The sequence below is a fragment of the Morganella sp. Je.2.23 genome (assembly GCF_051129855.1).
Classification (GTDB): Bacteria; Pseudomonadota; Gammaproteobacteria; order Enterobacterales; family Enterobacteriaceae; genus Morganella; species Morganella sibonii.
Map to the genome: position 1 here is coordinate 112,291 of NZ_JBCPSQ010000003.1, position 25,427 is coordinate 137,717.

The 25,427-nt window shown below is 52.6% G+C and carries 23 protein-coding genes and 1 pseudogene; 11 read left to right on the forward strand and 13 right to left on the reverse strand.

Going from position 1 to position 25,427, the window contains the following annotated elements; genetic code table 11:
- Positions 1-16 precede the first annotated feature (16 nt).
- Both yqeC and yqeB read left to right on the forward strand, forming a co-directional pair.
- Entirely contained in the window at positions 17-832 is an 816-nt protein-coding gene (yqeC, locus tag AAZR23_RS12785; RefSeq protein WP_166707055.1) for a selenium cofactor biosynthesis protein YqeC, read from the forward strand.
- A 40-nt stretch (positions 833-872) separates the two neighbouring features.
- On the forward strand, positions 873-2,489 hold the full coding sequence (gene yqeB, locus AAZR23_RS12790) for a selenium-dependent molybdenum cofactor biosynthesis protein YqeB (RefSeq protein WP_218427486.1): 1,617 nt from the start codon (positions 873-875) through the stop codon (positions 2,487-2,489).
- Between the two features lie 38 nt (positions 2,490-2,527).
- Here yqeB and AAZR23_RS12795 read toward each other — a convergent pair whose 3' ends face one another.
- Positions 2,528-3,886: an Nramp family divalent metal transporter gene (locus AAZR23_RS12795; RefSeq protein ID WP_112550254.1), complete on the reverse strand. Its 1,359-nt coding sequence runs from the start codon at positions 3,884-3,886 to the stop codon at positions 2,528-2,530.
- Between the two features lie 173 nt (positions 3,887-4,059).
- Between AAZR23_RS12795 and AAZR23_RS12800 the strand changes: the two genes are divergently transcribed.
- Positions 4,060-4,608 carry a toxin-activating lysine-acyltransferase gene (locus AAZR23_RS12800; protein ID WP_107679457.1) on the forward strand — a complete coding sequence of 183 codons (549 nt, stop codon included), beginning with the start codon at positions 4,060-4,062 and terminating at the stop codon, positions 4,606-4,608.
- Positions 4,605-4,949: a hypothetical protein gene (locus tag AAZR23_RS12805; protein ID WP_434693001.1), complete on the forward strand. Its 345-nt coding sequence runs from the start codon at positions 4,605-4,607 to the stop codon at positions 4,947-4,949. Before AAZR23_RS12800 ends, AAZR23_RS12805 begins: the two co-directional genes overlap by 4 nt.
- A 36-nt stretch (positions 4,950-4,985) precedes the next feature.
- Here the strand turns inward: AAZR23_RS12805 and AAZR23_RS12810 are convergent, their stop codons facing one another.
- A complete protein-coding gene (locus AAZR23_RS12810; protein WP_218427488.1) occupies positions 4,986-5,600 on the reverse strand; it encodes a LysE family translocator in 615 nt (204 codons plus the stop codon).
- 149 nt (positions 5,601-5,749) lie between these two features.
- Here AAZR23_RS12810 and AAZR23_RS12815 point away from each other — a divergent pair, with 149 nt between their 5' ends.
- Together AAZR23_RS12815 and AAZR23_RS12820 are read left to right on the forward strand one after the other, a co-directional pair.
- Positions 5,750-6,625, forward strand: a complete 876-nt coding sequence (locus tag AAZR23_RS12815) for a LysR family transcriptional regulator (protein WP_317419899.1) — start codon at positions 5,750-5,752, stop codon at positions 6,623-6,625.
- Positions 6,626-6,719: 94 nt separating this feature from the next.
- Positions 6,720-7,931: a mechanosensitive ion channel family protein gene (locus AAZR23_RS12820; RefSeq protein WP_166708915.1), complete on the forward strand. Its 1,212-nt coding sequence runs from the start codon at positions 6,720-6,722 to the stop codon at positions 7,929-7,931.
- A 184-nt stretch (positions 7,932-8,115) separates the two neighbouring features.
- Here AAZR23_RS12820 and AAZR23_RS12825 read toward each other — a convergent pair.
- A pseudogene (locus tag AAZR23_RS12825) lies at positions 8,116-8,208 on the reverse strand (TetR family transcriptional regulator); the annotation flags it as partial.
- A 280-nt stretch (positions 8,209-8,488) separates the two neighbouring features.
- Here AAZR23_RS12825 and AAZR23_RS12830 point away from each other — a divergent pair.
- Together AAZR23_RS12830 and fghA are read left to right on the forward strand one after the other, a co-directional pair.
- Positions 8,489-9,598: an S-(hydroxymethyl)glutathione dehydrogenase/class III alcohol dehydrogenase gene (locus AAZR23_RS12830; RefSeq protein ID WP_166707060.1), complete on the forward strand. Its 1,110-nt coding sequence runs from the start codon at positions 8,489-8,491 to the stop codon at positions 9,596-9,598.
- Between the two features lie 21 nt (positions 9,599-9,619).
- On the forward strand, positions 9,620-10,450 hold the full coding sequence (gene fghA / locus AAZR23_RS12835; protein ID WP_434693004.1) for an S-formylglutathione hydrolase: 831 nt from the start codon (positions 9,620-9,622) through the stop codon (positions 10,448-10,450).
- A 6-nt stretch (positions 10,451-10,456) separates the two neighbouring features.
- On the opposite strand, the gene AAZR23_RS12840 is transcribed toward fghA, so the two are convergent.
- Together AAZR23_RS12840 and AAZR23_RS12845 are read right to left on the reverse strand one after the other, a co-directional pair.
- Positions 10,457-11,008 (reverse strand): RNA 2'-phosphotransferase, encoded by a 552-nt coding sequence (locus AAZR23_RS12840; protein ID WP_434693006.1) that lies wholly within the window; start codon positions 11,006-11,008, stop codon positions 10,457-10,459.
- Positions 11,009-11,156: 148 nt separating this feature from the next.
- Positions 11,157-12,386 (reverse strand): MFS transporter, encoded by a 1,230-nt coding sequence (locus AAZR23_RS12845; RefSeq protein WP_434693009.1) that lies wholly within the window; start codon positions 12,384-12,386, stop codon positions 11,157-11,159.
- 259 nt (positions 12,387-12,645) lie between these two features.
- Here AAZR23_RS12845 and AAZR23_RS12850 point away from each other — a divergent pair, with 259 nt between their 5' ends.
- Positions 12,646-14,271 carry a DUF4139 domain-containing protein gene (locus AAZR23_RS12850; protein WP_434693011.1) on the forward strand — a complete coding sequence of 542 codons (1,626 nt, stop codon included), beginning with the start codon at positions 12,646-12,648 and terminating at the stop codon, positions 14,269-14,271.
- Between the two features lie 73 nt (positions 14,272-14,344).
- Here the strand turns inward: AAZR23_RS12850 and arcC are convergent, their stop codons facing one another.
- The 5 genes from arcC to ygeW form a co-directional block, all read right to left on the reverse strand.
- Positions 14,345-15,277 (reverse strand): carbamate kinase, encoded by a 933-nt coding sequence (gene arcC / locus AAZR23_RS12855; RefSeq protein WP_166707065.1) that lies wholly within the window; start codon positions 15,275-15,277, stop codon positions 14,345-14,347.
- Positions 15,278-15,322: 45 nt separating this feature from the next.
- Positions 15,323-16,714: a dihydropyrimidinase gene (gene hydA, locus AAZR23_RS12860; protein ID WP_434693014.1), complete on the reverse strand. Its 1,392-nt coding sequence runs from the start codon at positions 16,712-16,714 to the stop codon at positions 15,323-15,325.
- Between the two features lie 69 nt (positions 16,715-16,783).
- On the reverse strand, positions 16,784-18,001 hold the full coding sequence (locus tag AAZR23_RS12865; protein ID WP_046892061.1) for a YgeY family selenium metabolism-linked hydrolase: 1,218 nt from the start codon (positions 17,999-18,001) through the stop codon (positions 16,784-16,786).
- 19 nt (positions 18,002-18,020) lie between these two features.
- Entirely contained in the window at positions 18,021-19,223 is a 1,203-nt protein-coding gene (gene dpaL / locus AAZR23_RS12870) for a diaminopropionate ammonia-lyase (protein ID WP_434693017.1), read from the reverse strand.
- Between the two features lie 59 nt (positions 19,224-19,282).
- On the reverse strand, positions 19,283-20,470 hold the full coding sequence (gene ygeW, locus AAZR23_RS12875; protein WP_046892063.1) for a knotted carbamoyltransferase YgeW: 1,188 nt from the start codon (positions 20,468-20,470) through the stop codon (positions 19,283-19,285).
- A gap of 535 nt (positions 20,471-21,005) precedes the next feature.
- Here ygeW and AAZR23_RS12880 point away from each other — a divergent pair.
- The gene (locus tag AAZR23_RS12880; protein ID WP_166707069.1) at positions 21,006-22,856 is read left to right on the forward strand and encodes a sigma 54-interacting transcriptional regulator; all 1,851 of its coding nucleotides are present in this window, start codon (positions 21,006-21,008) and stop codon (positions 22,854-22,856) included.
- Positions 22,857-22,919: 63 nt separating this feature from the next.
- Here AAZR23_RS12880 and nfsB read toward each other — a convergent pair whose 3' ends face one another.
- Complete coding sequence (gene nfsB / locus AAZR23_RS12885; protein WP_214095935.1) at positions 22,920-23,573, reverse strand: oxygen-insensitive NAD(P)H nitroreductase; 654 nt, start codon at positions 23,571-23,573, stop codon at positions 22,920-22,922.
- A 97-nt stretch (positions 23,574-23,670) separates the two neighbouring features.
- On the opposite strand from nfsB, the gene AAZR23_RS12890 reads away from it, so the two are divergent.
- A complete protein-coding gene (locus AAZR23_RS12890; protein ID WP_052927114.1) occupies positions 23,671-24,042 on the forward strand; it encodes a winged helix-turn-helix transcriptional regulator in 372 nt (123 codons plus the stop codon).
- A 29-nt stretch (positions 24,043-24,071) separates the two neighbouring features.
- On the opposite strand, the gene xdhC is transcribed toward AAZR23_RS12890, so the two are convergent.
- Positions 24,072-24,551, reverse strand: a complete 480-nt coding sequence (gene xdhC / locus AAZR23_RS12895; protein ID WP_054425041.1) for a xanthine dehydrogenase iron sulfur-binding subunit XdhC — start codon at positions 24,549-24,551, stop codon at positions 24,072-24,074.
- Complete coding sequence (gene xdhB / locus AAZR23_RS12900) at positions 24,548-25,426, reverse strand: xanthine dehydrogenase FAD-binding subunit XdhB (protein ID WP_434693022.1); 879 nt, start codon at positions 25,424-25,426, stop codon at positions 24,548-24,550. The genes xdhC and xdhB overlap by 4 nt, the downstream gene beginning before the upstream one ends.
- Between the last annotated feature and the right edge of the window lies 1 nt (position 25,427).

The following is a 25,427-nucleotide window of genomic DNA, read 5'->3' on the forward strand; positions in this document are numbered from 1 at the left end:
TTCAAAGGATTCGGTAATGACGATGACAACGGCTCTCAATACACAGATCCCTGTCCGAAGTTGCGCCACTATACCTGAACCGCTGCGCCGGTTATGTGATACACATCCGGGCGGCCATGCAATGGTGATCAGTATCGTCGGTGCGGGCGGCAAAACCAGCTGCCTGTTCTGGCTGGCACGGGCTTTTTCCCGGTTAGGAAAAAAGGTGATGATCACCACCACCACGCATATGTTTCTGCCCCGGGAGGGGTTTCCGGTCATTCTCGCCTGTCATCCGGTCCGCCTGCCGGATACGGTGACAAATCGCGGCTCATTTGCCTGTTATACCGGCTGGAACCCGCAGAATAATAAGGTCAGCGGTTTCTCCTCTGCGGACATTAATGCCCTGGCGGAGCAGAATGCCGTTGATGTTATTTTAGCCGAAGCTGACGGAGCTCGCGGTTTTGGCATAAAAGCGCCGGCTGAGCATGAACCTTGCATACCTGATTACAGTGATTGTGTTATTGCTGTGACAGACGGCCGGCTTCTGGGGACGCCTGTCGGGCCTGATAATGTACACCGGTGGTCACATTTCTCTGCCGTTACCGGCTTAAACAGCGGTGATACGCTGGATTTGGGGGCGATAAGCCGCCTGATCCGGCACCCGCAGGGGATGTGGAAATCAGCACCGCCGGATGCATTACGGATCTGGCTGATAAACCGTTTTTCTCAAAATGAGAATTTTTCGCCGGACATACTGGCAGACTGGCTCCGCGGCACACCGCTGAACGCAGTATGGTTCGGTGCCGTCAGGGAAGATCCCGCAATTACACACATATTGCAGCGACAATAATATCAATGATAAATGCAGGGATATCCATTGAGGTCTGTTTATGAAAATTTTTACCGAAGCAGCGAAGTTGGTTGAGAAAAATTGCCCGTTTGCCATGGCGGAAATTATTGAATGTTCAGGCAGCACCCCCCGTCACAGCGCACAAATGCTGGTGCTGGGGGACGGAAAAACTATCGGTACCATCGGCGGTGGTATGGTGGAGCGCAAAGTGATCGAAGAGGCGGTGGAAGCGCTGCACGAGGGGCGCTCCCGCATGTTTCACGGCCGGATGGCCCGCAACGGGCAGCATGCGGTCGGCTCCGACTGCGGCGGTGCGATGTCGGTATATATTGCGGTACACGGTGTGCGTCCGCGTCTGATCCTGCTCGGCGGCGGTCACGTCAACCGCGCCATTGCGCAGCTGGCGGCTTTCCTGAATATTGATATTCATGTGGCGGATGTGTATGCCGGGAGTCTGGAGCCGGATCTGTTCCCGCCGTCAACCCGCCTGTGGCACGTGCCGTCATTTACCGATGCGGTGAATCAGCTCGATCCGCAGCCGGAAGATTATGTGATTATCGCCACTAACAGCCAGGATCTGGAATCCCTCAACTGCCTTATCGAAAAACCGGTAAAATACCTCGGGTTGCTCGGCAGCCGCCGCAAAGTACAGACTTTCACTAAACAATTAAGCGAATCGGGGGTATCTGAAGCGCAGCTTTCACGGCTTCATGCTCCGATCGGTTATGATATCGGCGCGGAAACGCCGCATGAAATCGCGATCAGTATTCTGGCCGAACTGCTGCAGGTGATGAATGACGCACCGGGCGGGGCAATGAAACAGAGCCCGGCGGAGATCCGCAGAGTCAAACGGGTGGTGATCCGCGGCGCGGGTGACCTGGCAACCGGCGTGGCTCTGCGTCTCTATCACAGCGGGTTTGATGTGGTGATGCTGGATGTCTGCAAACCGACCGTGATCCGCTGTACGGTCTCTTTCGCCCAGGCACTCTATGACGGCGAAAGCTGCGTGGAAGGTGTTTGTGCCCGCTATGCTCATGATATTGATGAAGTAAACCGCTATCTGAAAGAGGGTGTGATCCCGGTGCTGGCAGATGAGCGCGGTGAACTGTTACCGGCGCTGCATCCGGATGTGGTGGTGGATGCGATTATCGCCAAACGCAACGTTGCCGGTACACACCGCAAAATGGCACCCTGTACGATAGCGCTCGGGCCGGGCTTTGAGGCCGGTGTGGACTGTGATGCGGTCATTGAAACCCAGCGTGGCCATCATCTCGGCCGGGTGATCACCCACGGCTGCGCGGCACCGAATACCGGCATTCCCGGCAATATCAACGGTAAAACCACTGAACGGGTGTTACGCGCGCCGCACAGCGGCATGATGACCCGTCATGTGAATATCGGTGATCTGGTACACGAGGGGGATGTGATTGCCCGCATCGGCGACACGGAAATTCTTTCACCAATGGACGGCATGGTACGCGGCCTGCTTAATGAGGGGCTGTGTGTGCCGGAAGGTTTTAAAATCGCCGATGTCGACCCGCGCGGGGCGCTGGCTGATTTCCGCTCTGTTTCTGATAAAGCCCGCGCTATCGGCGGCGGCGTGCTGGAAGCCATCATGACCCGGCTGAACAAAATGGACAGCGCACCAACGTGCTGATAACGGACTTTCCGGGTACGGCAGCGTACCCGGATGATTCAGGCACGGAACAGCATCCCGGCCACTTCCCGGATCAGTTGTAAATTGAGCACAACCAGCACCACAGTGGCAACGGTCCCGAGTACGATCGTCAGCCGTGAGTTAACAAACACCCCCATGATTTTTTTGCTCGAGGTCAGCAGCAGCAGCGGGATCATCGAGAACGGCAGGGCGATACTCAGAAACACCTGAGTATAAATCAGCAGTTTTTCCACCACATCTTCGCGATCACCCCACAGATAAATACAGATAATCACCGGAATAACCGCCAGGCCGCGGGTGATCACGCGGCGCAGCCACATCGGCAGGCGCAGATGAATAAAACCCTCCATCACAATCTGGCCGGTCAGTGTGCCGGTGATTGTGGCATTCTGCCCGGAGGCCAGCAGCGCCACGGCAAACAGTGTCGCTAAGGTGGAACTGGCAATCACACCGACGATATCCGGGTTTTTCAGTGCATCATACAATTGGGTGAACCGCCCCAGATCCGACGGGTCATTACCGAAAAACAGCGCCGCTCCCAGTACCAGCAGCAGGCAGTTGATAATAAATGAAAACCCGAGCTGAATATTGGAATCGATGGTGGCAAAGCGGATCGCCTCGCGCAGTCCGGTTTCGCTGCGGCGATCATACTGACGGGTCTGCACAATCGAGGAGTGCAGATAAAGGTTATGCGGCATCACGGTGGCGCCGACAATTCCCAGCCCGATCAGCAGAGCGGAATCCTGCCCGGCCAGTGTGGCGGTAAAGATTTTTTCAGACGGGATAAACCCGCGCATCATATCGCGCAGATTCGGATCAGACAGCGCCACTTCATAGGCGAAAATCACGAAAATCGTTAAAATCAGGACAAACACGAACGCTTCAATTTTGCGGAAACCGAGCTTCATCAGCACCAGCAGCAAAAACACATCCAGCACCGTCAGCAGCACACCGGCCATCAGCGGAATATCAAACAGCAGATTCAGCGCCACCGCACTGCCGATCACCTCTGCGATTTCAGTGGCCATAATTGCCAGTTCAGTGGTTATCCAAAGCAGGGCAGCCGTTTTCGGCCCGACCCGTGAGCGGGTGGCCTGAGCCAGATCCTGCCCGGTCACGATCCCGAGTTTCGCACACATCGCCTGTAACAGCATCGCAATCAGGCTGGACAGCAAAATCACCGACAGCAGCAGATAGCTGTACAGCGCCCCGCCCTGAATCGAGGTGATCCAGTTACCCGGGTCCATATAGCCCACCGCCACCAGCGCACCCGGGCCGGAAAACGCAAACAGCTTGCGCAGAAAACCGGCTTTTGCCCCGGCGACAGGGACGGTATTATTAATTTCAGCCAGACTGAGTTGCGGTGTATTCAGCATGATAAATCCGTCCGTGATCGTAATGAGAACTATTATCACTATATCCCTTATCGTGATGCGGGATTATCACATTTGTGCGATCGCCGTCCGGTCAGATTTAGGATGATACCGGGTACGGCGCCTGCCGTAATGCGCTACCCTCTCCGCGCAGGCTCTGTCCAAAAGGAAGAAACATGAAAATCGGCAAGTACACGGTTTATGCCCCGTTTCTGGCGGATGATAAACCCAGTGAGGCGGAAATCTGGGGAGCATCGGTCTGGTTATGGATGTTGTCTCCGCGGCACAGTAAAACACCGCTGCGTGCCCTGGGAAAGCTGCTGCTGCCGCTTATCAAACAAAAACAGTACGTTCTGGTACTTGAAAACAACCAGCCCTGTTTTTTCCTCAGCTGGGGGGCACTGAGCGCAGAAACGGAACAGCGTTATCTGTCCGGATGTGATGAGTCTGAGTTGTATCAGCAACTGCGCAGCGGTAACCGTATCTGGTTATTTGACTGGATAGCACCTTCTGATGAGGATAATGAGATGGCGGAGCTTATTATGAGCACGATTTTTCCGGATCAGTGTTTTCGCATGCTGCGCCTGAATGAAAGTGAAAAAAGTATCCGAATCATCGAATTCAAAGGCCATAAACTCAGCGAAAAACAGGCAGATGAATGGCGTGCCGCGCATCCGGTTATGTATCCGCAGAAAGCGCAGCAGAATCAACAGGAGCAGCAATGAAGAAAATCGGTCTGGCCGTTATTATTGTATTATCCGCAGGATGTGCGGATGAAAATATTTATCCTGCCTATACGCCGGATTCCCTGAAAATGCATGCACAGGCCGCGATTAACCGTGATTTTCAGATCGGGGATATTGCTGATCTCACTATCAGCAATATAAAAGAAAATCCGCCGTCCGTAACCGGTAAGCGGAATATCGTTTTTTCGGTATCGTCTGCCGCAACAAACCGGGTTTATCACTGTATCCGTTCTGATTATTCCGTCCGCCGCTTCGGCACCCGCGATCTGAATCCGGAATCTCCGGGGCATATGGTCTGTGAGCTTCAGAAAAAATCCTGAGTTTCCCGCCGGAAACCGCCCGCAGGGTGTTATCCGTCAGTGAAGGGTGAAAAAAATCAGGGAAATTCCGAGCAGCATTAATAAGACGCCGATAATTTTGTCCGCCAGAAGCTGGCGGCTGAGGATCTTATTACGGATAACCGGATTGGAGAAAAACAGCGCAATTAAGCTGAACCACAACCAGTGAGCAAAAGAAATAAAGGCACCGTAGCCGAAATTCATCATCAATGTGTTATCACTGCTGATCACCTGGGTGTATACCGAGACCACAAATAGCATGGTTTTCGGGTTCAGGGCATTAACAAAAAAGCCGTTGCGGAATGCCCCGAACGCCGACAGGGCGGAATTATCCGTGCTGTTCACGGAAATCCGGGTTTTATTGGTAAATGATTTAAACCCGAGCCAGATAAGATAAATAATCCCCAGCGATTTAATCACGGTAAATAACGCCGGTGACTGCATAATTAACAGCGTCACGCCAAATACCGTATAAATCACATGTAACTGCACACCAAAGGCAATACCGAGTGCTGAAAACAGGCCGGTTCTTGTGCCGTACAAATAACTGTTACGGGTGACGGCAGCAAAGTCCGGTCCCGGACTGATCACCGCCAGAGTGGTGATCACCGCGACTGCAATAATTTCATTCATTGTGAATATCCCTGATAAAAACTGACCGAAATAATGAGCATTATTTTTCTCATTATTGTTTCTGTATCTTTATTATCAGTCGTTTGTGAAAGGGATAAAAACGATATATCCTGTCATAAATACGTCAGTTTTTCTCACAGATAACGAGAATGAAATTACCGCCACTTTCCGCATTACGCTTTTTTGATGCCGCCGCCCGGAGCGGCAGTTTTGTCCGCGCCGCAGAAGAATTGCATGTCACTCACGGTGCTGTGAGCAGACAAATCCGTCTGCTGGAAGAGGAACTGGGAATTTCATTGTTTGAACGGCGCAACCGCGCCGTATTCCTGACGCCGGCGGGACAGACGCTGTTTCAGACTACCGGGCGGATCTTCAGCCAGCTTGCGCAGACCGTGGAAAAAATACAGCATCAGCAGCGCGATAATGTCATCACGCTTTCCTGTGAGCCGACGATCGCCATGCGCTGGCTGATCCCGCGCCTCAGTCATTTCTATCAGCGTTATCCGGCGATTACCGTCCGGCTGGTTACTGCCGGGGGTGCGATTGATTTTCAGAAAACCGGTGCGGATATCGCACTGCGGCGCAATGATTTCAAATGGCGGCCGGATATTCATGCGGTGAAATTGTGCCGGGAATTTATCGGCCGGGTACAGCGGCCGGGCACCGGAGCCGGTGATGCTCTGCTGATACCGGCGACACGGCCGGATGTCTGGCAGACCTGGCAGCACTTATCCGGGGACGATTCTCACCGGCTGCGGACCGTCTCCTATGAACATTTTTATATGTGTATTCAGGCGGCGCTGGCGGGACAGGGGATCACCGTGGCTTCATTTCTGATGGCGGCGGATGAATTACTGTCAGGGCAACTGGCAGCGCCGGGCGGATTTATGACGGACAACACATCGTATTATCTGTTATTTCCGTCAGCGCCGGAAAAAGAGAGTCCGGAATGGATTTTCACATCGTGGCTGCGGACGCAAATTAATGAAAGTCTGGCCGGATTATCATTACCTGTCAGCGGATAACCGGTAAATGCCTGATACCACCCGTAATCAAACACACATATTTTACCTGTGTCAGACTCATCAGCTGATATTTTGATGTATGCTGTGAGATATGATGGAAAAATTATCTGAATTATATCATTTTATTACCGCGAGCTCCGTTTTATCGGCGGCGATTCTGGTGGTTATTCTGCTGGTCACCTGGTTTCTCGGGCGGCTCATATTTCTGCGCGTGGCAAAACGTCTGCTGTCATTATTTACCAACCTGACTGACGACAGCATGATCCACAGTATTGCCAAGAAGAGCGCATCTGTTGTGTCTGTCACGCTGGTGCTGTATCTCAATAAAATGCTGCCGACGTTCTCAGCAGAAATGAATATTCTGTTTAATACGGTGTGTACTGCATTTCTGATTATTAATCTGGCTTCACTGGTCAATGACGGGCTGGATATCTTTATTCTGCGTCATACCGGACGCTCATCGTACCGGAACAGCTCAATAAAAGGGTATATTGAAATTGCTAAAATCGGGGTGTGGATTGTTTCCTTTATCCTGATTATTGCCTTAATGACCTCGCAGTCACCGCTGATTATTATTTCCGGTTTCGGTGCTGTTGCTGCGGTGCTGATGTTTGTTTTTCAGCACACCTTATTATCCTTTGTGGCCAATATTCTGGTATCCAATGGTAAGGTGCTGAAACTGTATGACTGGATAGAATTACCCGGCAGTAATATCAGCGGTGAAGTGATTGATATTGCACTGCATACCATTACTGTCCGTAACTGGGATAATACAATTTCACGTATCCCGACAAAAGATTTCCTGACTGAAAAATACACCAACTGGCAGCCGATGTTTTCTTCCGGCGGCCGCCGGATTAAACGCAGTTTTTATATTGATCAGTCCTCGGTGTCGTTTGCGGATGAAACCTTATTAGCGGAACTGCGGAATCAGGAAGCCTTTCGTCAGTCTCTGGATGACATTCTGTCGGAAAATACCGGTTACGATGACGTGAAAGAGTGGATGGCCGCAAAAGGTGTCACCAATTTACAGTTATTCCGTAAATATCTTCTCAGCTGGATAAAAATGCGCGGCGATGTGCGGACAGATATGTATCTGGTGATCAGAACAATGTCACCGACACCGGAGGGATTACCGGTTGAAATATACTGTTTTACCCGCTCCACAACCTGGGTTGATTATGAGGAAACCCAGTCGCAGATATTTGAATATGTGAATGCGTCGGCAAAATATTTCCGGCTGGATATTTACCAGCAACCATCCGGTCATGACCTGGCGAATCTGCGCTACCGGGCCGGACGGTGATGCGTCCCGCCCGCAGATAACGGGCAAAAACGAAAAGTCGCTGTAAATACATCCCTGTACGCTCAGGCGCGTCATTCATGACGCGCATGCTTTTCGTTTTCTTTTCCCGTTATCGCGGACTCTGTCCTGAGTGGGTTAACTGCACCTCAAACCCCGGAATCAGGCTCTCCGGGCCGTGCAGAAAGGCCAGTTTGCGGGTCGTCAGCCCGTCAATGCCTGTTTTATTCAGCAGTTCCGGTGCAGCATCAATAACAGATTCTCTGTTCAGCAGTGCCATGACTATCTCTTCTGATTTCAGATTGACACTCTATTAATGATAGGGAATTAACACAGGATCTGAAAAATGAATAAACCCGCGGTTATCGCGCTGGTGATTACACTGCTGGACGCGATGGGAACTGGCCTGTTGCCGGCAATCTGCATGCTGATCAGAAAACCGGCACCGGTGGCAGCCACCTGCTGACCGGTGCTATACAGGCAGCGCTGTTGTGCGGTATGGTGGACAGCATTCGTGCTTATCACCTGCCAAGATAAGCCTCAGACACAGAGGAACCGTTATGAAATCACGCGCAGCAGTCGCCTTCGGGCCGGGTTTACCCCTTGAAATTGTTGAAATTGATGTGGCACCACCGAAGAAAGGTGAAGTGCTGGTGAAAATCAGTCACACCGGGGTATGCCATACCGATGCCTATACGCTCTCCGGTGATGATCCGGAAGGCTTGTTCCCGGTGGTACTCGGCCATGAAGGTGCCGGGGTGGTGGTCGGGGTCGGCGAGGGCGTAACCAGTGTGAAACCGGGCGACCATGTGATCCCGCTGTACACCGCCGAATGCGGTGAGTGTGATTTCTGTACCTCCGGCAAAACCAACCTCTGTGTCGCAGTCCGCGAAACCCAGGGTAAAGGCGTGATGCCGGACGGCACCAGCCGTTTCTCCTATAATGGTCAGCCGCTCTATCACTATATGGGCTGCTCAACATTCAGCGAATATACCGTTGTCGCGGAAGTCTCACTGGCGAAAATCAATCCGCAGGCCAATGCGGAGCAGGTTTGTCTGCTCGGCTGCGGCGTGACCACCGGGATCGGCGCGGTGCACAATACCGCGAAGGTACAGGAAGGGGATTCCGTGGCGGTATTCGGCCTCGGCGGTATCGGGCTGGCGGTGGTGCAGGGAGCGCGTCAGGCAAAAGCCGGTCGTATCTTTGCTATCGATACCAATCCGTCCAAATTTGAACTGGCAAAACAGTTCGGTGCCACAGACTGCATCAACCCGAATGATTATGACAAACCTATTCAGCAGGTACTGGTCGAAATGACCAAATGGGGTGTTGATCATACCTTTGAGTGTATCGGCAATGTCAATGTGATGCGGTCGGCGCTGGAAAGTGCGCACCGCGGCTGGGGACAGTCGGTGATTATCGGGGTGGCGGGAGCCGGAAAAGAGATTTCAACGCGGCCGTTCCAGCTGGTCACCGGACGGGTCTGGAAAGGTACGGCGTTCGGCGGTGTGAAAGGCCGTACTCAGTTGCCGGGAATGGTGGAAGATGCCATGAGCGGTAAAATCGAGCTGGCACCGTTTGTCACGCACACCATGGAACTGGATAAAATCAACGAGGCGTTTGATTTGATGCACGATGGTAAATCCATCCGCACAGTTATTCATTACTGATAACGTATTCAGGGAGATAATATGGAACGGATTGAACACCACGCTTGTTTCGGCGGCAGCCAGGAAGTCTGGCGTCATCACTCTGCGGTAACCGGCACACCGATGACGTTTTCCGTGTTTTTGCCGCCGCAGGTAAAAACAGAAAAATGTCCGGTGCTGTACTGGCTGTCCGGGCTGACCTGCGACGAGCAAAATTTTATCACCAAAGCCGGTGCGCAGCGTTATGCGGCAGAGCACGGTCTGGTGATTGTCGCGCCGGATACCAGTCCGCGCGGCAGTCAGGTGGCGGATGATAAAGAGTATGATCTCGGGCAGGGCGCCGGGTTTTATGTCAATGCCACACAGGAACCGTGGCAGGAACATTATCAGATGTATGATTACATTCTGGATGAGCTGCATACCCTGGTGACAGGGCATTTCGGCACGTCGGAAAAACGCAGTATCTGCGGGCACTCGATGGGCGGACACGGCGCACTGGTACTGGCGCTGCGTAATCCGGAGGCGTTCCTCAGTGTGTCAGCGTTTGCGCCGATTGTGTCACCGTCACAGGTGCCATGGGGGGAAAAAGCGTTCTCCGCCTATCTGGGGCAGGATAAAGCGGCGTGGGAACAGTATGATGCGGTCAGACTGATCGAATCCGGTCACCGCGTCGCAGATATGCTGGTTGATCAGGGGCTTGCGGATACGTTCTTCAGTAAGCAGCTGAAAACCGGGTTACTGAAATCTGCCTGCGAAACACATGGTATTCCGCACACTATCCGTGTGCATGCCGGTTATGATCACAGCTATTACTTTATTGCGAGTTTTATCGCGGATCATATCGCCTGGCATGCGGCACGCCTCAACGCATAAACCCGGTCAGCCGGGTTTTTTCTGCGACAGGTATTTTATCGGTACATGCGGCGTCAGCCAGACGCCGTTATCCGCCAGATAGAACGGATAACCGGTTTTATGCATCTCTCCGGCGGCAATGGTGAGCACCACTGGTTTGCCGTGGCGGGCGCCGACCGTCAGCGCGGTATCTTCATCCGCACTGAGGTGGACATAATGCCGTGATCCGGCAATCAGCCCCAATTCACAAATATCACGGATAAACCGGATAGCGGTGCCGTGATAAAGTGTGTCCGGCGGTGTCTGCGGCGGATAATCTATCGCCACCTGCCCGGCGGAGTGTCCCTGTGCCGCGCGGATATACATACCATCGGATGAGATCGTAAACCGTTTTTTATCATTGGTCTGCACGACCTCATCCAGTGTTCCGCGATCAAACGGCGTGCCGTGAACAGCGGCCTGACGCAGCAGTGCGGCAATATCTGTCCAGCCCTCACCGTCGAGGCTGATCCCGATGGATTCCGGTTTGTGCCTCAGGACATAGCTCAGAAATTTACTGATTTTATCGTATTGATTCATCGTGTTTATTTTACAGTTTTTGCCGGTGATCCGGCGGTGATATTATGGATGAATTATACGCGCCTGCTGCGGTAAAAGGGAGAAAGGACTGCGATAACCCTGCGCTGTATCAGATACTGACGGCGGAATAACCGCCGTCAGTCTGTTTTTAAATAGTACTGAGTTCGCGGTTACGGGTTTCCGCACCGAGGAAGAGCACCGCGAGAATGGCAATCACTACCGCGGCACTGAAGATCAGGAAAATCGTGCTGACAGCAAACTGATACTGAATCAGGTAACCGGCCAGCAGCGGCCCGAGAATCCCGCCTATCCGTCCGATGGCTGTGGCAGTTCCCGCACCGGTGGCGCGGACACTGTCCGGATACTGCTCCGGGGTGTAGGCGTAGAGCGCGCCCCAGGCTCCGAGGTTAAAGAATGAGAGCAGCATGCCGGAGACAACCAGCGCCGTGGCGGTTTCCGCGCAACTGAAGCCGTACGCACTGATTGCGGTACCGGCGAGATAGGTCACCAGCACAAATTTCCGGCCGTAACGTTCAATCAGCCAGGCGGCACTGAAATAGCCGGGTAACTGGGCGAGTGTCATGATCAGCACATACTGGAAGCTTTTTATCAGACTGAAACCCTTGAGGATCGCCACGCCGGGCAGCCAGAGAAAAATGCCGTAATAGGAAAACACCACACAGAACCACAGGATCCACAGCATCAGTGTGGCGCGGCGGTATTGCGGCGACCAGATCAGCGCCATTGACTGCGCCACCGTAAGTTTCGGGCGCTCCTGAGCGGTATAGCGGGATACCGGTTCCGGCAGTTTTGCCCGCAGCCAGAGCGCATACAGAGCAGGCAGGGCGCTGAGCAGCATCGCCGTGCGCCAGCCGTAATCCGGGATAACATAATAGGCAATCAGTGCCGCAATCAGCCAGCCCACAGCCCAGAAGCTTTCCAGCAGCACAACCACGCGGCCGCGCTCGTGAGGCGCAACACTCTCACTGACCAGCGTGGACGCCACCGGCAGTTCTCCGCCCAGCCCCATGCCGATAAAAAAGCGCAGCACCAGAACCACCGCCAGTGAACCGGCAACAGCTGTCAGACCGGAGCCGAGACTGAACAGCAGCAGGGTGAGAATAAACACCGGTTTACGGCCTTTTCTGTCCGCCATAATACCGAAAACAAAGGCTCCCACAGCCATTCCGGCGGCATTGAGACTGCCGATCCAGCCGAGCTGCGAGGCACTCAGCCCCCAGTCTGCCTGTAAGGCCGCCAGCAGAAATGCCAGCAGTCCGACATCCATGGCATCAAATGTCCAGCCCATCCCGGCTATCCATAACAGCTTGTTACGTGAGGTGGCTGACGCCGCCGTGTGTGTCCGGAGTGTCGTCATGATTGCGACCTTTTTTATCCGTCAGAAGAAGTGTGTTTAGTATACTAAACAATAAAAGCGCAAATGTTAATCATAAAATACCGTTTTAAAGAGACGGCAACATATAAAAAGAACGGAAACCGGCGGACAGCGCTGTTTTTAAGGTTATTCCGTTATCTTCATCAGGGGGGCTGTTCTATTATGAAGTGTTATAGTGCACACAGCCGTCTGCCGGTCTGCGATACCGGAATTGTGATGATAATAATCAGGGAGTTAAGCAATGGGATTAACCTTTGGCATTAAAAGTACCCTGCTGATCGCCGGTATGGCGGTAACAGCCGGTGCGGCGGGTAAACAGAATGTGATTGTTCAGGATGTAAAACTTAACAAAGCAACGATTTTCCTGCGCGGGGCAGAGCTGAGTAACAGCGCAACACTCAATCTGCCTGCCGGTGACAGTGATATCATCCTGACAAATGTGGCCGGAAACATTAATCCGGGCAGCTTATCCGTTATGCTTGATAATGATGATGTCATTATTCAGTCAATCAATCTGCGCAGCGAAATTGAAAAACCAGTGTATTCAGATGACATCAATGCCATGAAAGCGCAGATTGAGGAACAGGATCTGGCTATTCAGAAGCTGAATATGCAGACTGAAATCAATAACGAGCAGCTTGGCCTGTTGCGTGACCAGAATTTCTTCGGTACCGGCGGTGCGCCGCTGACACAGGAACAATCGGTACAGAAGCTGGATTTTATCCGCAGTCAGATGGCAAAAATCTATGCGGAACAGCTGGAATACACCCGGCAAATCAATGAAAAAACCGAAGCACTGACCCTGCTGAAAGCACAGTATGAAGAGAAGATCACACAGTTTAAGGAACGCCGCACTCAGCTGGTGCTGAATGTATCAGCGAAAAAAGCGGTAACCGCGGCACTGGATATTGACTATATCACGCCGGATGCGGCCTGGGCGCCGTCCTATGATATCCGCAGCACCGGTATGGATAAGCCGGTGACGCTGACCTATAAAGCGGATGTGATCCAGAATACCGGTATTGACTGGGATCAGGTGGATCTGGTGCTGTCATCCGCTGACCCGGTGCAGAGCATCGCGCCGCCGCAGCTTTATCCGTGGTATTTATCGATGATGAAAGACTACGGTGTGCTGGCCGAAATGGCGGCTGCCCCGGCACCGGCGATGATGGCCGATGCGGAATACAGCCGTAACCGTATGGCGAAAAAAGCCCCCGCCGGCGGGATCTCGTCGTTTGTTACCGCAGAGAGCAACGGTATCAGTCTGACCTATACTATCGATAAGCCGTATTCCCTGCCGTCCGTTGCGGAATCCCGTTCACTGACTATCAAGCAGACGGATCTGGACGGAAAATACCGCTATATCACACGGCCGAAGATAGATGAACATGTGTATTTACAGGCGGTTGTGGAAAATGCACCGGCGCTGAATCTGCTCAGCGGTAAGGCGAATATCTATTTTGATAACCGCTATATCGGGCAGACATATATTGATTCCGGCCTGATCACCGATGAGCTGGAAGTACCGTTCGGTATGAATAAAGATGTTCAGGTCAGCCGTAAGGTGGACAATAAGATGACAAAACAGCCGGGTATCCTGGGCTCTGCGGTTGAACAGACCGAAGGATATGTGATCACGCTGTCATCCTTTGCCAAAGCGCCGCTGGTGGTAACGGTTTTTGACCAGATCCCGGTCAGTCAGGATACCAATATCCTGGTGAAAGATGTCTCAACGGGCGAGGGTAAAGTGAATAAACAGACCGGTGAAGTGGAATGGAAAGCGGAACTGAAGCCGCAGCAGACAACAGAACTGCCGCTGAATTACACGCTGAAATACCCGAAAGATAAACCCGTTAACGGTTTATAATTTTCGCAGGTAACAAAGCAAACGGCCGGAGTTCCCGGCCGTTTTTCACAGAAAAAAAGAAAGAATAGAAAGATTAGTCGCCGATAACGGTACCGGTTTTGCCCTCAATACCCTCTTTGGCTTTATCCAGCAATGTAATCAGTGCCTGACGGCCTTTTTTACTGCGGCTGAAAGAGAGCGCGGCTTCCACTTTCGGTAACATCGAACCCGGCGCAAAATGTTTCTCATCGATATAGCGCTGCGCGTCCGCAGAGGTCAGTTTATCCAGCCACTGCTCGTTTGGTTTGCCGAAATTGATGGCGATTTTCTCTACTGCGGTCAGGATAATCAGCATATCCGCATCGATCATCTCTGCCAGTTTGGCACTCGCCCAGTCTTTGTCGATAACCGCGTTGGCACCGTGCAGTTTGTTGCCGTCGCGGATCACCGGAATCCCGCCGCCGCCGACAGTGATCACCAGCTGATCGGCATCCAGCATCGCTTTAACTGTTTCTTTTTCAATAATATCAACCGGTTTCGGTGATGACACCACACGGCGGTAACCACGGCCCGCATCCTCGCGCATTTCAAACCCTTTCAGGGTCAGTGCATCCGCTTCTTCTTTGGTATAGAACGCGCCGATAGGTTTGGTCGGGTTTTTGAATGACGGGTCGGCGGCATCGACTTCCACCTGCGTCACAATCGTGGCGACCGGCTTATTGATCCCCCGGTTCAGCAGCTCTTCACGCAGCGCATTCTGTAAATCATAACCGATATATCCCTGGCTCAGGGCCACACAGACTGACATCGGCAGAACCGGTGATTTGGCTTCTGTTTTGCTCGCCGCCTCAAAGGCGCCGGTTATCATCCCGACCTGCGGGCCGTTGCCGTGTGTGACCACAACGCGGTATCCCTGAGCAATCAGGTCGGCGATCACGACAGAGGTGGTTCTGACAGCAACCATCTGTCCCGGAAGATCATTTCCCAGTGCGTTGCCGCCCAGTGCTAATACGATTGTTTTTTTCATCCTTTTTTACCCGTAATAAATGAGTTGAAACGATAATCGGAAAAATTAATAACACCGGTGCGGTGTTTTAAACGGACGGCGTTTCAGGAAACGGCCGCGGCCGGGTTCAGCCGTAAATTCACCGTCACGGTAAACAATATCACCGCGTGACAATGTGCAGCGGACAGCACCCTGTACGGTCATACCCTCGTACGGGCTGTAATCTGCGTTATCGTGCAGATCCGCGTGGCGGATCGTGGTTTCCTGCGCCGGGTCGATAATGGTGATATCACCGTCAGCGCCCGGGCGGATCACCCCTTTTTCCGGCCAGATACCAAACAGTTTTGCCGGCATCGCACTGGTCAGGGAAACAAAGTGTTCCGGCGAAATCCGCCCCTGCATCACGCCCGCAGAAAACAGCAGCAACATGCGGTTTTCAACGCCCGGCAGGCCGTTCGGACAACGGGTGAAATCCCCGCAGGACAGCGCCAGACGCTGCTGATACGGGAACGTGCAGTGGTCGGTGGCGACCACATCAATATCGCCGTCATCAATACCCAGCCAAAGCGCATCCGCTTCCCGGCGGTTACGCAGCGGCGGGCTGAGAATAAATTTCAGGCCGTCATCACGCTCATAACAGCGCTCATCAAGGAACAGATACTGCGGACAGGTTTCTATCCAGACCGGCTGATGACGGGCTTTCGCCATCTTCAGGTAATCAAGACCTGATCCGTTGGAAAGGTGAACAATATAGAGCGGCGCATTGCCGCAGATCCGGGCCAGGTTGATCATCCGGCCGATGGCTTCCGTTTCGCATTCCGCCGGACGGCTCAGGGCGTGGAAAATCGGCGAGGTCTGACCTTTTTTCACAAATTCCGCCTTGCGCTGCGCAATCACCGCGTCATTTTCCGGATGCACGGTGGTCAGTGCCCCGGAACGGTTAAGCTGTTGCAGAGCGCGTAAGATATCCGGATCATCCAGTTTGTACTGATAGGTCAGATAGAGTTTAAAACTGCTGATCCCGTCCGCCACCATCAGCGGGATTTCCTTTAAAATATCGTCATTGATATGCTGGATGACGCCGTGAAAACTGTAGTCGATAACGGCACGTCCTTTGGCGTAGCGGTGATAATTCTCAAGCTGGTGGTGCAGTGAACAACCCGCCGGACCAAATCCCATATGATCGATAATGGTGGTGGTACCGCCGCAGGCTGCCGCACGCGTGCCGGTGTAAAAATCATCACAGCTGCGGGCAAGGCCGACATCAATATTAAAGTGGGTATGAACATCAATACCGCCGGGAAAAACATAACATCCCTGTGCATCAATAACCCGGTCATTTGTCTCCGGTACAATATCCGGTGCAACCTGTGAGATCAGGCCGTTTTCAATCAGAACATCCTGCCGGTATTGTCCGTCCGCATTGACAACGGTGCCGTTGATAATAACTGTGCGCATAGGGGGTGCTCCTGAAAAAGGTACTCCTGAAAAAGCCCCGCACATCTGTACGGGGCCGGTAAGACATGATTATTTTTTCAGTTCAGCCATGTAGCTTAACGGAATGGCCGCATACATTGCCGCACAGGTCACCAGGTGATCTTTCCATGTTTTTTCGTTTGGTGCGTGTGCTTCAGGCTCTTTACCCGGACCAAAACCGATGACCGGAATGCCGTGACGACCCATGATAGAAACACCGTTGGTGGAGAAAGTCCACTTATCAACAACCGGCTCTTTATTGAACAGGCCGCGGTAAGCGCGATCCAGCGTCTTCACGGTGAAGTGATCTTCTTCCACTTTCCAGGTCGGGAAGTAGCACTCTGTCGGATAGACCAGACCGGTCCAGGAAGCACGCTCATAGGTGTACATAGACACGACGCCTTTCGCGGCTTTGACTGCCGGTAATGCGCGGATTTCGTCCAGTGCGCCTTCCCAGGTTTCGCCCCAGGTCAGACGGCGGTCGATAGAAACCGCACAGCTGTCAGCAACGGCACAGCGGCTTGGTGAGGTGTAGAAAATTTCAGAAACAGTCAGTGTGCCCTGGCCGAGGAAATCGTCGTGTGCCAGACGTTTTGACAGCTCCTGCAATTCGCCCAGAATCGGCCCCATTTTGAAGATAGCGTTATCGCCGCGCTCCGGTGCGGAGCCGTGGCAGCTGATCCCCGGAACATCAATGCGGATTTCCATACGGCCGCGCTGGCCGCGGTAAATCTGGCAGTCTGTCGGTTCGGTACTGACCACGAATTCCGGTCTGATTTTGTCCTGCTCGATAATGTACTGCCAGCACAGGCCGTCACAGTCTTCTTCCTGAACGGTCCCGGTCACCAGCAGGGTGTACTGATCTTCCAGACCTAAATCTTTGATAATTTTACCGGCATAGACCATTGATGCCATGCCGCCTTCCTGGTCAGACGTACCGCGTCCGCCGATGATTTCATCGTTTTCCATACCTTCGTACGGGTCGAATTCCCAGTTTTTGATGTTACCGATACCCACGGTATCGATATGCGCATCCATCGCGATCAGGTGCGGGCCGTGACCGATATAACCCAGAATGTTCCCCATCGGGTCGATATCCACTTTATCAAAGCCGACTTTTTCCATCTCTTCTTTGATGCGGTGAATCACGCGTTTTTCATCACAGCTTTCGCTGGGAATTGCCACCATATCGCGCAGAAAGCGGGTCATGTCTTTTTTATAGTGTTCAGCTTTTTTGACAATTTCATCGAACGGGATTTGCTTAGCCATGTTTCAATACTCCAATTAGTTAATATTTCTGCGCCGGGTTTTTACCTTCCCAGACAACTTCACGGTAATGTTTGGTATCTGTGTCACCTTCGGTATTGATCACGAGGATGACGGAATCACTGTTCAGGCCGAGTTTCGCCATCAGTTCCGTACGTTCCGGATGATAGTTAACCGCCGCCAGCACGCCGAGACCGACGGCACCGGATTCACCGGAAATCACACGGTGGTCTTTGCCGTACGGGTTACCGAGGACACGCATGCCAAGGGCGGCCACCGCATCTTCACAGGAGATAAACTGTGTCGCGCAGTTACGCATCAGATCCCAGCCGATAGGGTTCGGCTCGCCGCAGGCCAGACCGGCCATGATGGTGGCCATATCACCGCCGACATTGACGATTTCGCCTTTCAGGCTGGAGCGGTAGAGACAGTCAGCCAGCTCCGGCTCGACGATAATGGAGTGCAGATCTTTTGCCCCGAACTCATCGACCAGATAGCCCAGCACACCGCCGGCCATCGCACCCACACCGGCCTGTAACAGCACGTGGGTCGGACGCTGAATCTTCATCTCTTTCATCTGGGCAACGGCTTCGGCAGCCAGTGTGGTATAACCCTGCATAATCCAGGTCGGAATTTTGGTGTAGCCTTCACAGGCGGTATCCTGAACCACGAGCCAGCCGTGTTTTTTGGCATTTTCCATGGTGAGACGGACGGTATCGTCGTAGTTCATGTCTGTGACGATACACTCCGCCCCGAGGCCGGTAATGTGATCCACACGTTCCTGTGCTGAGCCTTTCGGCATATACACCACCGCTTTCTGACCGAGTGCGCGTGCCGCCCAGGCCACACCACGGCCGTGGTTGCCGTCAGTGGTGGTGGCGAACGTCATTTTTTCAGTCAGGGTGTTTTTGAGTTTCTCGAAAGAGAAATCATCAATATCCATGTTGTACTTTTCGCACAACAGATGGGCGATGGCATAAGAGCCGCCCAGAATTTTGAATGCATTCAGATCAAAACGCTGTGATTCATCTTTCACCAGGATATTGCGCACGCCGAACAGAGCGGCGAGATCGGTCATGTCATACAGCGGCGTCGGATGGTAACCCGTAATTTTCTCATGAAACTTCAGCGCTTTATGTGCTTCTTCACGGGAAAAAAGCGGGGAGTGTTTACCGTTGAAATAACGGTTATCTGAAATATCTAACTTCAGTGAGAAGACAGACATAGAGCCTCACCTCATATCATCGGGAAAATAACCCGGCCGGTGACGGCCGGGCTCCGGATTTATAAAATACGTTTACGTGCGTTTTTCAGCAGCTGCTCAAGAACCAGGGCCGGCTGCGGGAATTTGCGGGCCAGAATCATGGCGGAGATGATATACGGCTTCCAGCTGGCTTCTTTGTAAGTGGCGATACGGTATTTTTCGAATACGGCTTCTTCCACTTCGCCTTCCTTACAGGAAACGCCGGTGATATCCGCAGGCAGACAGTGCATGTACAGCGCTTCGCCGCCTTTGGTCAGCTTCATCATCTCTTCAGTGCAGTGCCAGTCTTTGTGGTTGGCGTTCTGCGCCAGGCAGCGCTGCTCAAGGGCTTTCAGGCCGTCATGGTCATTGGCGCGCAGCAGTTCGGTACGGGTTTCCATGACTTTGTAAGGCGCCCAGGATTTCGGATACACGATATCCGCATCTTTGAACGCTTCTTCCATGGAGGTGACTTGTTTAAAGCTGCCGCCGGACTGTCTGGCGTTATTTTTTGCCACATCGATAACGTCAGGGATCAGGTCATAACCTTCCGGATGCGCCAGGGTGACATCCATACCGTAACGGGTCATCAGACCGATGATACCCTGCGGTACAGACAGCGGTTTGCCGTAGCTTGGTGAATACGCCCAGGTCATGGCGATTTTTTTGCCTTTCAGGTTTTCCAGTGAACCGAAGTGCTCACGTAACCAGGCCAGGTCAGCCATAGACTGTGTCGGGTGGTCGATATCACACTGGAGGTTAACCAGTGCAGGACGCTGCGGCAGTACGCCTTCTTCAAAACCTTCATCCAGTGCCGCGCCCACTTCACGCATATAGGCGTTACCGGCGCCGAGGTACATATCATCACGGATACCGATAGCATCCGCGCAGAATGAAATCATGTTGGCCGTTTCACGTACGGTTTCACCGTGGGCAATCTGTGACTTACCTTCGTCGAGGTCCTGCTGGGCCAGGCCGAGCATATTCAGTGCAGAGGCATAAGAGAAACGGGTACGGGTGGAGTTGTCACGGAAAACAGAGATGCCGAGGCCATTTGTGAATACGTTGGTTGCGATGTTATCGGCACGCAGCCCTTTCAGTGCGGCTGCAATATCAAGCACCATCGTCAGTTCATCCTGACTCTGTTCCCAGGTAAGTAAAAAATCCTTCTGATGAAGATTCGATTTCAGTCTGGCGATATCTTTCAATAATTCATTAACGTTTTTCATCTTTAAATCCTATGTGAAATGGCCGGTGACAATTGAATATGCAGTGAGAAGAAGGCATTTCTGCATGTGTACTGTGACTATTAACAATAAGCATGCCAAATCAGCCGGAATGATCTGCCGGGGGGGAAACGCAGGGCGGAATCGGGAGGGTGATCACACTTATCAGGGCGTAATGACCTGTTTATGTGTGACAAATACGAATAAATCTTATTTTCATCAGCGGCGAAAAGTCACCGGAGTCAGACCGGTGAGAGAGCTGAACCACCGGAACCGGGGCCAGAATGATAAACAGCCCGGCGGATTTATCATATTGATAAAATAGAGTGACGGAGATTCCAGTTTCATTATCAAATCTGAAGAAAAGTGTGATTTTTGTACATACGTTGGAGTTTCGGTGATAAAAATCTGGCAGTCTCGTGCTATCAGCGGGGGGTAATTCAGCCTGCTGATAAATAACTATAATAAAATCATTAAATTGTCGCGTTATGTACTTTCTTTTAGTTATGTCGTTTTAAGAGCATAGGAAGTCGTAAGCATGATTACTGAAAAATCACTATCTGTGCTGATGCAGATACAGCCGACGATTGTTCACTTCAGCAAGATGCTCGCCAGTGTGTTACAGCTTGATGTTGAAATCGTTGATGACAAACTGACAAGGATTGCCGGAACGGGGCTGTTTAACCAGCACCTCGGACATCGTCTGACCAATAATTCCCAGCTGCTCCGCTATGTGCTGGACACCAAAAAAGAAAAGATCGTCACGCACTCCTGTTTTGATCCGCTCTGTATGAATTGTGCGGATAAAGATAACTGCAAGGAGAAAGCGTTTATCGGTACACCGATCATTTTTCAGGATCGCTGTATCGGGGTGATCAGCCTAGTGGCCGTCACATCCGAACAGCAGGAGCGTATCCGGGATAACATCCATGACTTCTCGGATTATGTGCAGCATATTTCCAATATTTTTGTTGCCAAACTGCTGGATGAGCAGGAAGGACGTAATGCCTCGCAGAAGGTATTACTGAGCCTGATAGAGTTTATGGATCAGGGCGTTCTGATCCTGGATGAGGCAAATCACCTGAAATTTGCCAATCCGCATGCTCTGAAAATCCTCAGTGTCCCGTACGAGAAGATTTCCGGCAAAACCATTGCCATCCGCCCGCTGACCTATTTCAAAAGTCTGAACCGCGGGCATTTGCAGCATATTGTCTCCTGGGAAGGGGAGAGCAATATTATTATCGGGCAGCTTCATGTGGTTAACGGCTGTCAGATGTTCCTGATGGCGTTCCATCAGTCTCATGCGGCGATTGATATGAATGAAGTGCGCCGCGATGAAAACGGATTGATGATTGAACATCTGGTCGGGGAATCCGAGCCTATCCGTCAGCTGAAACACCTGATTTCCCGTGTGGCGCCCAGTCCGTCGAGTATTCTGGTTACCGGCGAAAGCGGTACCGGAAAAGAAGTGGTGGCACGGGCGATTCACAAACTGAGTAACCGCAGTGAAAAACCGTTTATCGCCATCAACTGTGCGGCGATACCGGAGCAGTTACTGGAAAGTGAATTATTCGGCTATGTGAAAGGCGCCTTTACCGGCGCATCCGCCAACGGAAAACAGGGTCTGATCCAGGCAGCGGATAAAGGCACGCTGTTCCTTGATGAAATCGGCGATATGCCACTGATTGTTCAGGCAAAATTATTACGTGCGATAGAATCACGTGAAGTGCAGCCGATTGGCTCAAGCCGGACAATTCCGGTGGATATCCGGATTGTTTCCGCGACCAACCAGAATCTGGAGCAGTTTGTCAGCGAAGGCAAATTCCGCGAGGATCTCTATTACCGCCTCAATGTTATCCCGATTGCCCTGCCGCCGCTGCGTGAGCGTTACGGCGACGTGGAACTGCTGGTGCACCATTTCCTCAATGTGCATACCAAGCGCCTCGGCCTGGTGTATCCGGGGATTTCGGATGAAGTGATGGCGGTCATTAATGCATGGCCGTGGCCGGGTAACCTGCGTGAACTGAGTAACCTGATGGAATATCTGGTTAACGTGGTGCCGCCGGGAGAAGTGATTGATATTTCGCTGCTTCCGCCGAACTTCGCCAGACATGCGGGGCAGGTGATAAGCGGGACGGCCGCACCGGTTCAGAATACCGGGGATATCCACCGCAGTGAAATTACCATTCCGGTCAGAAGCGTACCTGCGGCAGCAGCGGATGAGGATCCGGCACTGCACGGGGAAACCATGCTGGAAGAGATGGAAAAACAGATGATCCGCGAGGCACTGCAACGCTATGACAATAAACGTCAGGCGGCAGAAGAACTGGGGATCGGTATCGCCACGCTGTACCGGAAGATTAAAAAGTACGAGTTATCCGCCGGGTAGCAGTAAGCGGAAGAAAAAATGTGTGCCAAAGCCGCACGGAAGTTACCGTGCGGCTTTTTTGTATCAGATAACGGTCATGATCTGCGCTTCCGGCAGACGGGATTTCGGCAGTGCGGCGTTAAAGTCATCCTCTTTGCGGTAACCGAGCGACACAACAGCCACCGGTGCCAGCCCTTTGGCAGACAAACCAAATTCGGTATCCAGGGTATCAAAATCCATCCCTTCCATCGGAACGGCATCCACACCCAGTGCGGACGCACCCAGCAGCAATGTCCCCATGTTCAGGAAAACCTGTTTTGCCGCCCAGTGCGGCAGATCACCGAGTGTCTCTTTATGGAGATTAACAAAGAAAGTCCGGCCGCCGTTATTCATTGCTTTGTGCTCCGGCGTGGCGTAACGGCCGTCTTTGTCTTCCTGCTCCAGCACGCTGTTCATGTAGGCTTCATCAACGTCTGTTTTGGCGCACAGCAGCACAACGTGAGAGGCATCAGTGATTTTTGCGGTATTAAATTCAAAACCCGGGCGGGTGGATGCCGCGATCCGGTTTTTTCCTTCCTCACTGGCCGCAATAATAAAATGCCACGGCTGGATATTGACGCTGGACGGGCTGTAGCGCAGCAATGTTTTGATACTGTTCATCACCTCATCACTGATTTTTTTCGCCGGATCGAATGATTTGGTGGAATAACGCTGCATTACAGCCTGAGTGATGGTCATGATGACGTCCTTATAAGGTAATTTACATTAATTGGCGCAATGATAAACTACGATATGTTTTTAACAAGTACGTACATTTTTGGTATATAGGTACAAAATGGATACTGTCAGAAAGACACGTTATGAATCGTATGCCTATGAAGCCTGTCCGGTTGAGGCAACACTGGAAATGATGGGCGGAAAGGGCAAGGGAATGATCCTTTACCATCTGATAAGCGGCACCAAACGCTTTAACGAGCTGAAACGGCTCCTGATATTTATTACCCCGCGTATGCTGACAAAACAGTTACGGGAGCTTGAGATGGCGGGGCTTGTCCACCGTAAGGTCTATGCGGAGGTGCCGCCGAAAGTGGAATACAGCCTGACAGACGCCGGGCAGTCGCTGGTGCCGATATTACTGATGCTGAAAAGCTGGGGGGAAGAGCATGCTCTGCCGGTACTTTTACAGCAGCAGACACCGCAACCCTGACGCCGGGCGCGGTATCTGTTTTCTGCGGTTTACTGATTCCGCTGGAGTTTATCTGCCGCATCGGCAACCATCTGATAACCGGTGCAGCGGCACAGGTTACCGGCCAGGCCGTGGCGGATCTGACGGATGGTCAGGGTCTGCCCTTTGTGTTTTTCCAGCAGGGCGGTGGTCATCATAATCAGACCCGGGGTGCAGAACCCGCACTGTACTGCGCCGCCGTCCGCATATGCCTGCTGTACCGCAGACGGTTTCCCGTGTTTCATCTCACCTTCGGCGGTACGGATCTGTTTACCATCTGCCCAGACCGCCAGATAGAGGCAGGTATCCACCGCGATACCGTCGATAAGCACCGTACAGGCACCGCATTCACCGACAGAACAGCCGTGTTTGACACTGATAAGCCCCTGTTCACGCAGGACGTCCGATAACCGGGCCGCCGGTGATACCGTCAGCTCCCGTAACTGCCCGTTCAGCGTACAGCTGATGGTTTTCCATTCTTTGATATTCATGCGATTTTTTCTCCCGTACGTTCAGCCGCGGCGCGGATCACCCGTTCGCTCAGGACACGGATCAGGTGTAAACGGAACTCTTTTTCTGCCCGCCACGAAGTACGCGGGGCGACATCCTGTTCAATGGCCTGACTGACAGCTTTCAGGGTGTCTGCGGTGACCGGTTTCCCGATCGCGGCCGCTTCCGCGTGTTCACAGCGGACCGGTGTCGGTGCCGCAACGCCGAAAGCAAGGCGCAGTTCCTCAAAACGTCCTTCTTTGATATCACACAGCGCCGCGCAGTTAATGGTGGCGATATCCATCGCGCCGCGCATGGCATATTTGTAAGCGGCAGAGCCCTTATTGCGGTAACTCTCCGGTGAAAAATGGAACGCAATCAGCAGTTCACCCGGTTCAAAGGCCACTTTTCCCGGCCCGGTATGGAAACCGCGCAGCGGTCTGCGGCGGATGCCGTCCGGGGTTGCGATTTCCAGTTCCGCCTGATAAATCAGTGACGGGCAGGCGGAGTCACCGCTGGTGGCACCGTTACAGATATTACCGCCGTAAGTGGCAACGTTGCGGATCTGCGGTCCGGCAATCGTGGCTGCGGCTTCACTCAGCGCCGGCAGACACTGATTGATCACCGGGCTGTCAATCAGTTCGGAGAAGGTGGTCGCGGAACCGATGCGGATATGTCCCGCCTCATCGCAGCTGATCCCGCGCAGTTCCGGTAAATCATGGATATCAACAATATGACGGAAGCGTTCATTGAGGTGATGAAGTTGGATCAGCACATCCGTTCCGCCCGCCAGCAGTCTGGCCTGCGGATTGTCCGTCAGCAGTGAGACTGCGTGTGCGATACTCTCCGCGCGGTGATACGTTTCAAAATCATACATG

Coding starts and splice junctions, on each gene's coding strand:
- xdhB (WP_434693022.1), bottom strand. CDS start 25,426: ATGTATGATTTTGAAACGTATCACCGCGCGGAGAGTATCGCACACGCA.
- AAZR23_RS12815 (WP_317419899.1), top strand. CDS start 5,750: ATGAAATTACCGCCACTTTCCGCATTACGCTTTTTTGATGCCGCCGCC.
- fghA (WP_434693004.1), top strand. CDS start 9,620: ATGGAACGGATTGAACACCACGCTTGTTTCGGCGGCAGCCAGGAAGTC.
- AAZR23_RS12865 (WP_046892061.1), bottom strand. CDS start 18,001: ATGGCTAAGCAAATCCCGTTCGATGAAATTGTCAAAAAAGCTGAACAC.
- arcC (WP_166707065.1), bottom strand. CDS start 15,277: ATGAAAAAAACAATCGTATTAGCACTGGGCGGCAACGCACTGGGAAAT.
- AAZR23_RS12890 (WP_052927114.1), top strand. CDS start 23,671: ATGGATACTGTCAGAAAGACACGTTATGAATCGTATGCCTATGAAGCC.
- AAZR23_RS12840 (WP_434693006.1), bottom strand. CDS start 11,008: ATGAATCAATACGATAAAATCAGTAAATTTCTGAGCTATGTCCTGAGG.
- hydA (WP_434693014.1), bottom strand. CDS start 16,714: ATGCGCACAGTTATTATCAACGGCACCGTTGTCAATGCGGACGGACAA.
- AAZR23_RS12810 (WP_218427488.1), bottom strand. CDS start 5,600: ATGAATGAAATTATTGCAGTCGCGGTGATCACCACTCTGGCGGTGATC.
- AAZR23_RS12805 (WP_434693001.1), top strand. CDS start 4,605: ATGAAGAAAATCGGTCTGGCCGTTATTATTGTATTATCCGCAGGATGT.
- AAZR23_RS12845 (WP_434693009.1), bottom strand. CDS start 12,386: ATGACGACACTCCGGACACACACGGCGGCGTCAGCCACCTCACGTAAC.
- yqeC (WP_166707055.1), top strand. CDS start 17: ATGACGATGACAACGGCTCTCAATACACAGATCCCTGTCCGAAGTTGC.
- xdhC (WP_054425041.1), bottom strand. CDS start 24,551: ATGAATATCAAAGAATGGAAAACCATCAGCTGTACGCTGAACGGGCAG.
- yqeB (WP_218427486.1), top strand. CDS start 873: ATGAAAATTTTTACCGAAGCAGCGAAGTTGGTTGAGAAAAATTGCCCG.
- AAZR23_RS12820 (WP_166708915.1), top strand. CDS start 6,720: ATGGAAAAATTATCTGAATTATATCATTTTATTACCGCGAGCTCCGTT.
- AAZR23_RS12880 (WP_166707069.1), top strand. CDS start 21,006: ATGATTACTGAAAAATCACTATCTGTGCTGATGCAGATACAGCCGACG.
- AAZR23_RS12800 (WP_107679457.1), top strand. CDS start 4,060: ATGAAAATCGGCAAGTACACGGTTTATGCCCCGTTTCTGGCGGATGAT.
- dpaL (WP_434693017.1), bottom strand. CDS start 19,223: ATGTCTGTCTTCTCACTGAAGTTAGATATTTCAGATAACCGTTATTTC.
- AAZR23_RS12795 (WP_112550254.1), bottom strand. CDS start 3,886: ATGCTGAATACACCGCAACTCAGTCTGGCTGAAATTAATAATACCGTC.
- AAZR23_RS12830 (WP_166707060.1), top strand. CDS start 8,489: ATGAAATCACGCGCAGCAGTCGCCTTCGGGCCGGGTTTACCCCTTGAA.
- ygeW (WP_046892063.1), bottom strand. CDS start 20,470: ATGAAAAACGTTAATGAATTATTGAAAGATATCGCCAGACTGAAATCG.
- AAZR23_RS12850 (WP_434693011.1), top strand. CDS start 12,646: ATGGGATTAACCTTTGGCATTAAAAGTACCCTGCTGATCGCCGGTATG.
- nfsB (WP_214095935.1), bottom strand. CDS start 23,573: ATGACCATCACTCAGGCTGTAATGCAGCGTTATTCCACCAAATCATTC.